This is a genomic window from Paraburkholderia sp. BR10936 (assembly GCF_040965735.1).
Lineage (GTDB): Bacteria > Pseudomonadota > Gammaproteobacteria > Burkholderiales > Burkholderiaceae > Paraburkholderia > Paraburkholderia nodosa_A.
In genome coordinates this window covers 234,469-249,332 of the sequence record NZ_JBFRCM010000008.1, presented here as the reverse complement: position 1 = coordinate 249,332, position 14,864 = coordinate 234,469, and the positions used below count along the sequence as shown (strand labels likewise).

Annotated in this window: 4 protein-coding genes; 2 read left to right on the top strand and 2 right to left on the bottom strand. The window is 63.4% G+C overall.

The genetic code is table 11. The annotated features are described in order from the left end of the window. Nucleotides 1-87: 87 nt before the first annotated feature. A complete protein-coding gene (locus AB4Y36_RS19070) occupies nt 88-1,959 on the bottom strand; it encodes an HAD-IIIC family phosphatase (protein WP_368683815.1) in 1,872 nt (623 codons plus the stop codon). A 306-nt stretch (nt 1,960-2,265) separates the two neighbouring features. Beyond that, nucleotides 2,266-3,204, bottom strand: a complete 939-nt coding sequence (locus AB4Y36_RS19065; protein ID WP_368683814.1) for a glycosyltransferase family 2 protein — start codon at nt 3,202-3,204, stop codon at nt 2,266-2,268. A 600-nt stretch (nt 3,205-3,804) separates the two neighbouring features. Between AB4Y36_RS19065 and AB4Y36_RS19060 the strand changes: the two genes are divergently transcribed. Both AB4Y36_RS19060 and AB4Y36_RS19055 read left to right on the top strand, forming a co-directional pair. Further along, a complete protein-coding gene (locus tag AB4Y36_RS19060) occupies nt 3,805-4,515 on the top strand; it encodes a 4'-phosphopantetheinyl transferase superfamily protein (protein ID WP_368683813.1) in 711 nt (236 codons plus the stop codon). 431 nt (nt 4,516-4,946) lie between these two features. Beyond that, nucleotides 4,947-14,864, top strand: coding sequence for an amino acid adenylation domain-containing protein (locus tag AB4Y36_RS19055; RefSeq protein WP_368683812.1), 9,918 nt, complete (start codon nt 4,947-4,949; stop codon nt 14,862-14,864).

Sequence of the window (14,864 nt, the reverse complement as noted above, 5' to 3'; positions counted from 1 at the left end):
GGCATACTGGGCCTTCCCACCTGCTTGCCTTCATTGGGCGATTGAGGCGCTTGCGTTGTATCGCAAGCGCCTCAATCAAGCGCAGCACTAAATCCGCACAGGTGGAAACTCGGCCGCGCCCAGATTCTCGATCTCGATGTAGGACGGCAGCTCGTTCGCGGCGCGCGAGTACAAACCCACGGCCGTTTGGGAGAACCCGAGCCGTTTGAAATAGTCGTGGCAGGTCGCGTTCCTCCCGGTATCGACCAGCTCAGCGCGGACTTCAGATCCGGATTTCAACGCCAACCGCGTAGCAATCGCCCCCACGACCAACTCTGCGCCGAGCCCAAACACGCGGCACGACAGGACAACCTGAACAATCTTCTCGCCGTTGATCAGGCAAACAGCGATGATGCCGTTGTCGATCAATTTATCCCGCAGCGAAGAGACCACGCAGTACCCGCCATGGCTGATGAACGCCTCGAACTCCGACCGTTCCCATCTTTTCCCGGTCGTATTGAATTGATTCGTCTTGTTGATAAGCTCGAACGCGCGATCGAAGTGCCTGGATTGCGGCGTCTTGATCAAGAAGAATGACTGGCGAAGCTGTAACGAAGCTAGCCACTCTTCCCGCGAAACACCATTGTTCGCGTCGGCACTCGCTTCGCGCTGCGAAATCGCGCGCACGAGTTCGGTACGGCGCGATGACTCTTCGGTGACGATGGGGACCTGCGTTTCGGCCGATCGCAGAATGATTCGTCGCCAGTCGTAATGATTGCCGCCGAGGCAGCGGATGGCAGGAATCGCCGCCTTCACCTCCGACAACTCACGGTCGTTGTCGTCGATAAAGACACAGTTGCCCGGAAGCAGGTTCACCTCCTTGAGGATTTCAAGGATGTTCTGCGACTTGGGCTTCCAGTTGATGCGAACGCACGCGAAGTCGTCCATGGCGATGGCGCCGCGCCAGATGGCGTTGAACCGTTCAACGGTGGGCGCTTCTTCATTCTTGCTGCAGATCGCCAGCAATCCACCACGCTTCTTGAAGAACAGCAAGGCTTCAGCGAGGCCGATAGGCCAGCCTTCGATGCGCTGTTCCTGGCTCACGCTCTCGCCTTCCGCTGCCACGCCGCGCCACAGGGTGTCGTCGAGGTCGACGATAATCAGCTTCACAGGGTCTCGCTGCTCGATGACCTTGACTATCGCTTCGATCCGGGAAAGGAACGTGAGAGTAAATTCGCGCGACGCGACCTCATATGTCAGGATATGGCCAATCGCTTTGGGCGCAATCAGCCGATTCGCGTCCAGCTTGAAGTCCCAATCGTTGATGAACGAAGCGTGGGAGCTGCTCAACAGGACATCGTCCTGCAGGTGCCGGCGGCCGACAAAATTGAGTATCTCGTTGGCGTCGAGAAAGTAGCAATTGTTTGTCTTGTGCACAGCGTCCGACAAGAGCCGGTTAATCTCACGTACGAGGTATCCGGGCGATGTCACAGCGTATGGATCGATGAGATCGCCGTCGTAATTGAAGCTCGGCTCGAAAAACGACATGAAGACAATAGGAGCCGTCGTGATCTGCGCGGCGACCTGCGCCACTTTCTCAGCGAGATATTCTCCTGTTCTCTCCAGCAATGAGCGCGCTTCCTCGTCCGAGCGCAGGCGCGAAAAGACCATGTCGACCACAGGTTCGGACGTTTGCGTCACTTCGCCCAGAATGTGGCGGAGCGTGAGATTCGCGACGACGACGTCATCGGTTGGCGCGGCGTCTGGAATCGGAGCGTAACGTTTCGATCCCATCAGTATGTGCCGGATGTTGTGCCCGGAGTTTGCGCTTCGCTTGACGAGCATCTCCACAGAACACGTGCCGAGCAGCAATATATTGAGCTTGCGCGAATGGATCGCGAGCGACGTCGGTGGCAGCGGCAGGTTGACCTGTTTATCGGCGACCGACGAGTAAAACAAATCGCGGACAAATTGACGCATTTAGGACCTCGGAGTCGAAACGTTCTCCACCCGCAGGCGGCATCGGCCTTGAGATTAGAGCAGAGCGCAGATGCACCCTCTGTGCGCCGACATACACAACCCCGACCGGATGATCCCTGCGACGGCACGCATGACGTTTATAAACGTCCTCGCCATAACGGTGCCGATTGGGGAGATAAAAGGGGAATGAACCAGCCCTTGATGAGAGCTTCGAACTTCAAAGTGGAAAACTGGGGGGGAAGAAACGGGATATGCACGCTTGCCGGGCCGCCGGCTATGACTTTTATTTTTCGAGGCCGATGACACTCAAGTCGAATAATCCTCAGCCTGGATTATTCGTCTCAACTGCTTGATTAAATTCACACCTCCCCACCCGATGAGCAGCCTCGCAAAGTGCGACGCCCAATCCTTGCTGGGAATCTCTATCTCTCTTAACAAAACTCGCTCGACAATGGCAAGCCTCAAGGCAATACTCATTTTCTTGTAAATCAAAACATTAAATATAAACGATGAGACATGCCCTTTGGACATGAGCTTGTTATATTTTTTAAAAAATACGAGACTGGGCTCACAACTGATCGCCTTCGATATTCTGGCGGGGCTTTCGCTCAAGGAATACTCCACAAGTGCATCGTGCAGATAAACGAATACGCAGCCAGCCATTTCAGCTCGAATGGCGAAGTCCCAGTCCTGATGACGGCGCAACGATCCATCGAAGCTGATCAGCGGGTACTGATGGCGCCACATCATGATCGACGAGGTCTGAATATAGCCCCCCTCCAGCAGGATGAAGTCGAGCATCGACTGCCCATCGTAGGGAGAGCGGTTGCCCACGATGCGCCGCCCTGCGTCCGTTAGCACGACGTTGCTGAAGAGCACCTTCGCTTCGTTCCCCACAGGCCTGGGGCCGAACGCGGCGATGCAGCGCTCGAGCTTGTTCGGGAGCCATCGGTCGTCAGCGTCGAGGAAGGCGATCAGATCACCGGTGGCCTCTTCAATGCCCCGGTTTCGACACCACGCCGCACCATGGTTCTCGCTTTCGCGAATCAGGCGCAAGGCAATGTTGTCTCCGCAACGACCCGGCAACTCGAACTGCAGCCCCGATGCATCATCGACGACAATGATTTCCCGCGGAACAACGGTTTGACTGGAAATCGAGTCTATTGCCACCCAAAGCAAATCAAGGCTGTTGTAGTGTGGAATGATCACACTCACGTTGTAGACATTGTCAAAATCACACTGCATCCCACACCTCGATCTGAATTTCGACAACTTCCTCGTGCAAAGAGTAAAACTATCGGTCTCGATCTGATAGCACGTCAATCACACATATTCTTACCGTTCCTTACCGGAGCAGGGCTACCGTTGGGAGTCCAGAAATATGTCTTACATATAAATTAATCATACTTTCTAATTCCATGCAGAATCGATTGACAACCCTTCCCCAAACGGGCTTCGGACCAATAACGAACGTAACCGGGAGGCGTTCTGGAAGCCGAAGCAATAGACGATTCGTCCGGCGCCGCATCGAGTCGCAAAGGACTCTGCAGCCCAGCTACTTTCGGAGAGCCTCACAGGTTTTGTGTCGTCGCCTTGTTTCGGCAATTGCCGCGTCGGCTAGTCGAACCCCGTACACATGCGCGCACGCAGTGCAGCGTTATTTCATCACGCTTTCATGAATCGTAGGCCGTGTCGGAAGTCCCGTTCCGTGGGTTGCCCAACAAATCCGCGAGAGATGTATCTGTACATTCTCTTGTGTGTCAGCCGCTCGTTGCGCACGCAACCGGATGGGCGCGAAGCCCCTGCGCGCCGACACTCCCAACCGCAAGTCGAACCAGGCCCTCAATGTCCTCGTCGCCCCTCACGCCGCCCACCATGCAAGAAGTCCATGTCTGGCAATGGGACCTCGATGCCTGTGGGAGCGATTTTGATCGGTACTGGGCGATGCTATCCGCGCAGGAACACGAGCGCGCCGGCAACTTTCGCTTCGAGTTGCATCGCCGCCGCTACGTAATTGGCCGGGGAGAAGTCAGACAAGTTCTTGGCCGCTATCTCGCGCGATCCCCGCGGGCGGTCGCACTTGAGTATGGTCCGGAAGGCAAACCGTTTTGCACGAGCCAACCAGCTGGATGGCGGATCTGCTTCAACCTGAGCCACAGCGAGAATACGGCGGCGCTCGTCATTTCGAACGGCTTCGAGGTGGGCATCGACGTTGAACGGGTTCGTGCGATCGAGGAAAGCATGCCGCTCCAGGTCTTCTCCGCCAGGGAGCGCGAACAATTCGACGCGCTCCCGGCATCGGAACGGCAAACGGTTTTCTTTGAAACCTGGGCGCGCAAGGAAGCCTGCCTGAAAGCGCTCGGGACCGGCTTCATCCTGCCGCCGGAGCATTTCGAGTTCGATCTTGCCGTTCATGGCGACACGACACCGCGCTTCGTCGGCGGCGCGGCTCAGGAAGCCTCGCATTGGCGCGTTCGCGCCCTGTCACCCAGTCCGAGCTGCGCGGGCGCAGTGGCGGCGCGCCACCGTGGCTGGTCGATCATCGACATGAACTGACTTCCCAAGGCCTCGGGAACGCCGGCATCGTCCATTCCGGCCGCACCAGCCGCTTGTTGCCACGCACAACGCAACACAGGAATCGCCAGTCTTCGCCTCGAAACAACGCACCCTGGCCCCCCGCCGCGAATACCGCCAAACCCGCTCGCATGGCGGAATGCAGTCCGCGGCCTGCGCGCCGATGCGCCCACGCAGTCCCGGCGTGATGTGTTGCTGCAGCACATCGTGTGTGCGACGGCGAACGGATAGGCATCCCACGGAAGATTAACTTCCTCCTACAGCAAATTTCAAATTTGGGACGCGAGCCGGTGCGCAAAACCGCCTGGCGCTTGTGCTTCCTGTGACCGGCTGCCGTTCTGCGCAAGTGCGGCGAGCGCATCGCCAAGCCTTGCTCAGCAGCGGCCTTCGTCAAAATCGTGGGGGAGTAGCAAATGTCACACAGAGATGGACTTTCAGGCGTCTTGCCGGGCGGGACCGATCATGTGCCTGGCGTGGCAGCGCGCTTCGACGCCGTATGTGCCGAGTTCGGCAATCATCTTGCTGTGATTGACGCGACGGGCGAGGAAGACTACGCCGCCCTCGGCGAACGTTCGGCGCGGCTCGCAACCGTCCTGCACGAAATGGGACTCGAGCCGGGCGAGCGCTGCGCGATCATGATTTCCCGCAGCCGCGACACGCTGGCCTTGATGCTGGCGATCCTGCGGCTGGGCGCCGTCTACGTGCCGCTGGACCGCGCTTATCCGAAGGCGCAGCTCGATTTCATCGTTTCCGACTGCTCGCCCAAGCTCATCATCGCTGAAGCGGCCGCGCTCGCCAGCGTTGGCGAACTGAACGGCGTCTCGGTCGATCTCGAGCATGTCGTGGCGGCTGCGGAGGCGGCCGAGCCCGCACCGCTCTACGCTAGCGCTCGTGACGACGCTGCCTACGTGATGTACACCTCTGGCTCGACCGGCAAGCCCAAGGGCGTGATCGTGCCGCAGCGCGCGATTCTGCGCCTCGTGCAGGGCCAGACGTTCACCGAGCTTTCGCCCCACACGCGTTTCCTCAACCTCGCGCCGCTCGCTTTCGATGCAAGCACGCTGGAGATCTGGGGACCGCTCCTGAACGGCGGCTGTGCCGCCATCATCAACGAGGTCCAGCCCTCTCTCGACACGATCGCGTCCGAGATAGCGCGACTTGGCGTTACCAGCGCCTGGTTCACGGCTGGCCTCTTCAATGCGCTCGCCGACTATCGGCTGGAAGCCTTTCTTCCGCTCAAGGAGGCGTTGACCGGCGGGGACGTGCTGTCCCCCGTCCACGTACGCAAGGTCATGGAGGCCCATCCGGGTCTGCAGATCATCAATGGCTACGGTCCGACCGAGAACACGACCTTCACCTGCTGCTACCGCATTCCGCGTGACGGCGAGGCGCTCGCGCATGGCGATGCCATTCCCATCGGCTACGCCATCGCGGGTACGAGCGCCTACATCGTGGACGAGAAGCTCATGCCTGTTGCCGATGGAGAGATCGGCGAACTGGTCACCGGCGGCGACGGCGTCGCGCTTGGCTATCTCAACCGCCCCGAACTGACGGCAGAGAAGTTCGTCGACGACGTTTTCGCTCCCGGTGCCAAGCTCTATCGCACGGGCGACCTCGTACGCCGCCGCGCGGACGGCGCAATCGAATTTCTGGGCCGCAACGATCGGCAGATCAAGATTGCAGGCAAACGCATCGAACTCGACGAAATCGAACATGCGTTGCGCGTGGCGCCCGGCGTGGCCGACGCGGCCGTGGCGGCATTCGATGGCCGCATGGGCAAGGCCATCGCGGGATTCGTGAAGGCCGATGCAGCGGACGCCTCGGCCCTCTTGAATGCAATCCGCGCCTATCTCAAGTCCGCCCTGCCCGACTACATGATGCCGTCGGAGCTGCGTGTGCTGCCGGATTTTCCGCTGACGCCCAACGGCAAGATCAACCGCAAAGCGCTGCTTGCGGAAATCGATACGCAATCCGAATCATCGGTAGCACCCTTGCCCGTTGACGACGACATTGCCGACAAGCTCGCGTCTGTATTCGAAGGGCTCCTCGGCAAATCCGTCGACCGCCGTGCGAACTTCTTCGACCTCGGCTTGCGCTCGCTCGATCTGATGCGCGCACACGCGATCATCGCGCGCGACGTCGCGGCCAAGGTCGCGCTGGTGGATCTGTTCCGCCACCCCAATGTCGAGGCGCTGGCTGCGCAACTGCGCGCGACGCTCCCGGCAGCAAGCAAAGAGGCGATCCGTCCACGCCGAGGCGCGCAAAGCGGAGCGATTGCAGTCGTCGGCATGTCCGGACGGTTTCCGGGTGCGTGCAATGTCTCCGAATTTTGGGCGAACATCCTCGCGGGGCGCGACTGCATCACGCATTTCGACCTGGCGGAACTGGAAGACAGTTTCGACGACAAGTCGCGCCGCGACGCGAGTTATGTCAAGGCGCGGCCGATCCTGGCGGATGTCGATCACTTCGACGCCGGCTTTTTCGGCATGCTCGCCCGCGAGTCCGCGCTGACCGACCCGCAACAGCGCCTCTTCCTCCAGATCGCCTGGGAAGCGTTCGAAGATGCCGGATACGACCCGGCGACGATCACCGGCGCCGTCGGGGTGTTCGCCGGCACGTCGATGAACACGTACTTCCTCAAGCACATCCTCTCCGATCGCGCGGTCATCGACGAATTTACGAGCCAGTTCCAGATCGGCGAGTATCAAAAGCTCGTCGGGGCCGGTGATTTCGTCGCGACCCGCACCGCTTACAAGCTCGGACTCACGGGGCCGGCCATCTCCGTGCAGACGGCATGCTCCACCTCGCTCACCGCCATCAGCCTCGCCGTCGAGAACCTTCGTGCGGGACGCTGCGACATGGCGCTGGCCGGAGGCGTCTCGATCACCTTCCCGCAAAAGCGCGGTTACTTCTATGAAGAAGGCGGCATGGGCGCGCCAGACGGCGTGTGCCGTCCGTTCGATGCCGATGCGAAGGGCACGGTCTTCGGCAGCGGTGCCGGCGTCGTCCTGCTCAAACGTCTCGAAGACGCCATCGCCGACGAAGATCCGATCTATGCCGTGATCCGCGGCGTGGGCATCAACAACGACGGCTCCGACAAGGTCGGCTTCACCGCGCCGAGCGTCGATGCCCAGGCCCGCGCCATTGCGATCGCGCACGCCGAGGCCGGCATCGATCCGGCCTCGATTGGCTATGTCGAGGCCCATGGCACGGCTACGCCGCTCGGCGATCCGATCGAATTCGCGGGCCTCGTGCAGGCGTTTCGCCTGGGCGGCGCCGAGGGCGGTCAATTCTGCGCACTCGGCTCGGCGAAGGCCAATGTCGGGCACCTCGACGCGGCCGCAGGTGTGACGGGTTTCATCGCCGCGTCGCTCGCGCTGCGCAACCGCACCTTGCCGCCGCTCACGCACTTCCGTTCGCCCAACCCCGGCATCGACCTGGCCAGCAGTCCGTTTTTCTTCAATACGGCCGAGCGTCCCTGGGCTGAGGGCGCTACGCCACGCCGGGCCGGCGTGAGTTCCCTCGGCGTCGGCGGGACGAACGTGCATGTGGTGCTCGAAGAGGCGCCTAGCCGTACCGCCCCGGGCGAGCAAAGCGGACAACTCCAGATCCTGCCGATATCGGCCCGCAGCGCCGCCGCACTCGAGCGCGCGAAGGCGAATCTCGCCACGCACCTCGCAAACCATCCGGAGATCGCACTGGCCGACGTGGCCGCGACGCTGCAAACGGGACGCCGTGATTTCACGCACCGCGCCGTTGTGGTCGCCGAGAGCGTGGAGCAGGCCCAGGCCAGGCTGCAGAAAGGCGCGATCGAAGCACAGGCCCCGCAGGCCACGCCTGCAGTCGTCTTCATGTTCCCCGGCCAGGGCGCACAGTATCCGGGCATGGGCGCCGCGCTCTATCGCACCGAGCCGGTCTATCGCGAGTGGATCGACAGGGGCGCCGAGGCACTCGCCCCGCATCTCGGCCTGGACATCCGCACGCTGCTATTGAGCGAAGCCCCGGAAGGCGACGACACCCCGCACCCGATCCGCTCGACGATCTACGCACAGCCTGCGCTCTTCCTCGTCGAATATGCGCTCGCGCAGTTGTGGATCTCGCGCGGCATCAAGCCGGCAGCCATGATCGGCCACAGCGTCGGCGAGCTGGTCGCGGCGTGCGTGGCGGAGGCGATCGCCTTCGAGGATGCGCTGTGCCTCATCGCGCAACGCGGCGCGCTCATGCAGTCGGCCGAACCGGGCGCGATGCTGGTCGTGCGCCTGTCGGAGGCCGAACTCAGCGCGATGCTGCCCGCCGACGTCGATCTCGCCGCGATCAATGCGCCGACGCTCAGCGTCGTGGCAGGCCCCTTCGCGGCCATCGAGGCATTCGAGGCCACGCTCAAGGCGCGCGACATCGAGCATCGACGTCTGCACACTTCGCACGCGTTCCACTCGAGCGTGATGTCCAGCGTCGTCGACGATCTTGCCAAGGTCGCGGACGGTCTTTCTTTCGCGAGGCCGAAGATTCCGTACGTGTCCTCCGTGACCGGGCAGTGGGCGGCGATGGATCAGCCCGTCTCGGGACAGTACTGGGCCAGCCATTGCCGCAATGTCGTGCGCTTTAGCGACGCGCTGGCCACGGTCACGGCAGAGGCCAAGCCGCTTCTGCTTGAAATCGGCCCCGGCCGCACGCTTTCGACCTTTGTCCTGCAGGGCCTGCCCAAGGACCGGCATCAGGGCGCGATTGCCTCGCTGCCCGACTTCGCGACGCGCGAGCGCGAGCTTGCCGTCCTCGCCGAGGCAACCGGGCGCCTGTGGCTGAACGGCGTCAAGCCGAACTGGCAAACGCTCCGCGCTGAATCCGGCCGCCGCGTTTCGCTACCGACCTACCCCTTCGAGCCGGAACGGCACTGGATTGACGCCCCGGCAACCGCCTCTTCACGCCAGCCGACGACCGTTGCCCCAGCGATTGCCGCACAAGCCCCGTCCGAAGCCCTAATCGATATTCCTGAGACCGCCATGGCCCAAACCGTCCAAATCGACCGCAAACCGCGTCTCATTGCCGAACTGGCGTCGCTGCTCGCCGAAATGTCCGGCGAAGCACCGGATACGTCCAATCCGGACGTGACGTTCTGGGATCTCGGTTACGACTCGCTGTTCATGGGGCAAGTGTCCCGGCAGCTGCGCCGCCGCTACGACGTCACGATCAGCTTCCGGCAGATCATGAGCGACTATCCGACGCTGCCCGCTCTCGCGCAGTTCCTCGATGGCGCCATGCCGCCCGATCCGGAAGTGCCGGCTGAGGCTGCGCCGGTTGCTGCACCTGTCGCTGCGCCGGTCGCTGTTCAAGTCTCGGCTGCTCCGGTCGCCGCTGCGGCAGTGCAAGTGAGTGCACCTGTGGCTGTTCAGCCAGCCACGGGCGACCTCCAGTCGGTGATCCGCGACCAGCTCGCCGCGATGCAGTCGGTGATGGCGCGTCAGCTCGAGGTGCTGCAAGGTGCGCCGCTGGCCGTGCCGCAGCCCGCAGCGGCCCAAATCGTGGTGCCCGCAGCCGTCGCCGCCGCGCCGGTCGTTGCCGCTGCAGCGCCCGCGCCTGCCACCGCGCCCGCGCACGCCGCCGGCCCGGAGATCAAGTTCGAGGAGAACCGCCCGTCGCGCTTCACCGCGTACAAGCCCGGCGCCTCGCACTCGGCCCAGATGACCGACGCGCAGCAGGCGTTCATCACCGATCTGGCCACGCGCTACTCGGCGAAAACCGCCACCTCCAAGTCCCGTACGCAGTCCTATCGGTCGGTGCTTGCCGATCCGCGTACCGCCAGCGGCTTCCGCGAGGAATGGAAGGAGCTCGTCTATCCGATCGTCGCCCAGCGCTCGAAGGGCTCGAAGATCTGGGACGTGGACGGCAACGAATACATCGACGTGGTCAACGGCTACGGCCAGACCGCGTTCGGCCACACGCCCGATTTCGTGGTCGAGGCGGTCAACGCGCAATTGGCGGAAGGCTTCGCTATCGGACCGCAGTCGCCGCTCGCGGGCGAAGTCGCCCAGATGTTCTCGGACATGACGGGCCATCAGCGCGTCACGTTCTGCAATACCGGCTCGGAAGCCGTGATGGCGGCGATGCGTCTCGCGCGCACGGTGACCGGCAAGGACAAGGTCGTCTGCTTCGACGGCGACTATCACGGCCAGTTCGACGAAGTGCTCGTGAAGCCTGGCAGCGAAGCGGGCGTGCCGCGCGCATTCCCGCTCGCCCCGGGAATTCCGCAGACCTCCGTGGGCAACATGGTCGTGCTGCCCTACGCGCGTCCCGAAAGCCTCGAGTGGATCAAGGCAAACATCGACGATATCGCAGCCGTCCTGATCGAGCCGGTGCAGTCGCGCCATCCCAATCTGCGTCCGAAGGAGTTCGTGCAGCAGTTGCGCGACGTGACGGCCGCCAATGAGTCGGCCCTAATCTTCGACGAGGTCGTGACGGGCTTTCGCGTCCACCCGGCCGGCATGCAAGGCCTGTGGGGCATCCAGGGCGACATGGCGACCTACGGCAAGGTGGTCGGCGGCGGCCTGCCGATTGGCGTGCTCGCCGGCACCACGCAGTACATGGACGCGCTCGACGGTGGTCAGTGGCAATTCGGCGATGCTTCGGTACCCGAAGTTCCGCCGACGTTCTTCGCAGGCACGTTCGTGCGCCATCCCGTCGTGCTGGCCGCAATGAAGGCCGTCCTCCTGCACCTCAAGGAAGCGGGCCCGGCGCTGCAGGAAGGCCTCGGCGAACGCATGGCCGGCCTCGTGCAGCGCGTCAACGCGCATCTGGAGAAGGTCGGCATCGCTACGCGGGCCGAATCCTTCTCGAGCTGGTTCTATGTGAATCTCGCGGGCGAGGATCGCCTGGGCAGCCTCTTCTATCCGTATATGCGCTACCTCGGCGTGCATATCATGGAGGGCTTCCCCTGCTTCCTGACGACGAGCCATTCGGACGAGGACATCCGCAAGATCGGCGACGCCTTCATCGCGAGCATCGATGCGCTCCAGCGCGTCGGCATTCTCGGCGGCGCGCAGGACACCGCGGCGCTGACGCAGGTCGAACCGGCGCTCACGCAATCGGCGCTCACCGAGCCGCAGAAGGAAATCTGGATGTCGGCCCAGCAGGGCCACGAAGCCTCGCTCGCGTTCAATGAGTCGTTCACGCTCGAACTCAATGGCAAGCTGAACGAGGCCGCGTTCGAACGGGCCTTCGCCGCGACGGTTGCCCGCCACGATGCGCTGCGCGTGCACTTCTCGCGCGTGGGCGACATGATGTTCGCGGAACCGACGACGACCGTGCCGCTGGTCCCGATCGACCTTTCCACTCACGCCGATCCGGCGGGCGAGCTCAAGGCCATCATCGACGCGGAAGCCCGCGAGGTCTTCGACCTGACCCGAGGCCCGCTCGCGCGCGCCGCACTGGTTCGCCTCGAAGCGCAGAAGTGGGCGTTCGTGTTCACGGCGCATCACATCGTCTGCGACGGCTGGTCGATCAACATCATCCTGCGCGATCTGGCTGCGCTCTACGCCGCAGAAGTCTGGGGTACGCAGCCGGAACTCGACGAGGTGCAGAGCTTCCTCGCCTTCGCCAAGGCGCAGGACGAAATCGGTGTCGACAAGGAAACGCGCGAGTTCTGGATGAACGTCCATCGCATCCCGGCGCCGCAACCCGATTTGCCCGGCGACCGCCCGCGTCCGGAACGCAAGAGCTTCAACGGCGCGTCGACGACCCGCCATCTCGGAGCCGATCTTCTCAAGCAGGTGAAGACCGCTTCGTCGAAGCAGGGCTGCTCGCTGTTCGCCACGCTGTTCGGCGCGGCCCAGGTGCTGTTCGGCCGTCTGTCCGGCAATGACGACGTGGTGATCGCCGCACCGATGGCCGGCCAGTCGCAAGCGGGCGAAGCGCTGCTGGTCGGGCACTGCGTGAACTTCCTGCCGCTGCGCGTGAAGTTCGACCGCGAGAAGCCTTTCGCCACGCACATGAAGGCGGTGCGCGATCACCTCTACGACGCAGGCGACCGCCAGAACTACACCTACGGCGCACTCGTGCGTGACCTCGGCATCAAGCGCGATCTCAACCGGCTGCCGCTGACCGATCTGCAGTTCAACCTGGAAAAGGTCGACGGCGAACTCGACATGGCAGGCGTCACCACGCACTTCGCGCCGAACGCGAAGGCCTACAGCAACTTCGATCTGTTCCTGAACGTGATCGAATCGGCCCAGGGCCTGCGGCTCGATTGCGACTTCAACACCGACGTCTATGACGAAACGACGATCCAGCGCTGGCTCGGCTACTACGAAACCTTGCTGACGGCGATCGCCCGCGATGCCGAAACGCCTGTCGCAGCCCTGCCGCTCTTGAGCGATGCGGAAATCCACCATCTGCGTGACGAGCTGAACGCTTCCCAGCGCGACTACGATCTCTCGCAGACGACGCCCGCGCTGATCGCCGCGCAGGCCTGGCAGGCTCCCGATACGACGGCCGTGTCGGACGACTCGACGAGCCTGACCTACGGCGAACTCGATGCGCGCGCCAGCCAGATCGCGCGCCGGCTCATGGCGGCGGGTATCGCGTCGGGCTCACGCGTCGCCATCGCGATGGAACGCAGCGCCATGATCGTGGCCGCCATGATCGGCGTGTGGCGCGCGGGCTGCGCCTACGTGCCGCTCGACATGACGATGCCGCCTGCACGCCTGCGTCAGATTCTCGATGGCGCCGGCATCGCCGCGATCCTCAGCGATGAGCAAAGCCTCACGGTGCTGGAACCGGGCGCGCATCGCGTGCTGGACGTGGAGGCGCTCCTCGCGCAGGACGATGACGAGACTGTGGCGCTGCCCGCCGTAACGGACGCGGATTCGGCCTACGTGATCTTCACGTCGGGCTCGACGGGTCAGCCCAAGGGCGTGGAGATCGGCCATCGCGCGCTGAGCAACTTCCTGCTCTCGATGGCGCACGCGCCGGGCTTTACGGTCAGGGACACCATCGTCGCGGTGACGACGTTCTCCTTCGATATCTCGGGTCTCGAGCTGTTCCTGCCGCTCATCGCCGGCGGGCGGACCTTCATCGCCGGCCACGCGGAAGTGCGCACCGGTTTCGAACTGGTGACCCGCCTGAAGGAAGAAGCCGCCACCGTGCTCCAGGCGACGCCTTCGCTGTGGCGCATGCTGCTCGAGGCCGGCTTCAAGGCGCCGAAGGGCTTCAAGATCCTGTGCGGCGGTGAGCCGTTGCCGCGTGACCTCGCCGACGACCTGCTCGCGACCGGCGCGGAGGTGTGGAACCTCTATGGCCCGACCGAGACGACGATCTGGTCCTCCGCCTCGCGTGTCGTTGCGAACGCACCGGTGGTGATCGGCGCGCCGCTCGCCAATACCGACCTGCACGTGCTGACCGACGACCTGCATCTGGCGCCCGAAGGCGTGAGTGGCGAACTGTGGATTGGCGGTGAAGGCCTGGCGAAGGGATATTTCAACCGCCCCGACCTGACCGATGCCGCCTTCAAGTCGGTTGCCATCGAAGGCGCCGCGCCGCGCCGGCTCTACCGTACCGGCGATCTCGCGAAGCGGCTCGCCGACGGCTCGCTCCAGCACCTGGGCCGTCGCGACCAGCAGATCAAGCTGCGCGGCTTCCGCATCGAGATCGAGGATATCGAGGCCACCCTGCGCAAGGCTCCCGGTGTTGCCGCGGCTGCCGTCGCCCTGCATACCGTGGCCGACAGCGCGCGCCTCGTGGGCTACCTGGTTGGCGCTGGCTCCGACAAACCGGATCAGAGCGCAGTCGCAGCGCATGTCGCCGGTCAACTGCCGTCCTACATGGTGCCGACACTGTGGATGACGCTCGACGCGCTGCCTCAGACCAGCAACGGCAAGCTCGACCGCAAGGCCCTGCCCGTGCCGACGGCGGACATGGTGGCCGCGCCGGTGCGCCAGCCGCATGCCGCGCTCAAGGTCGTGCCGCAAGCGCCGGTGCCGATCGAACCGGCGGCGCGCGAGGCCGCGCAAATCGTGGTCGCTGCAGCCGAACCCGCGGCCATGACGCCGACACAGGCCACCATCGCCGCGATCTGGGGCGAGGTGCTCGGCCTGCAGCAGGTGGGCATCGACCAGAAGTTCTTCAGCCTCGGTGCAGACAGCCTCCAGCTCTTCCGCATCGTTGCACGAATGAACGAGCGCGGGTTGGGCGTGGATGCGCGTCAGCTCATGAAGAACGTCACGATCGAGCAGCTGGCCGCGAGCCTTGACGGCACGCAGACGGACGAGCCGGTCGAGGCGCCCGCGGCGGCGCGGCCGTCGATCCTCAACTTCAAGCGCAGGATTGCCGAGGGAGCCTGA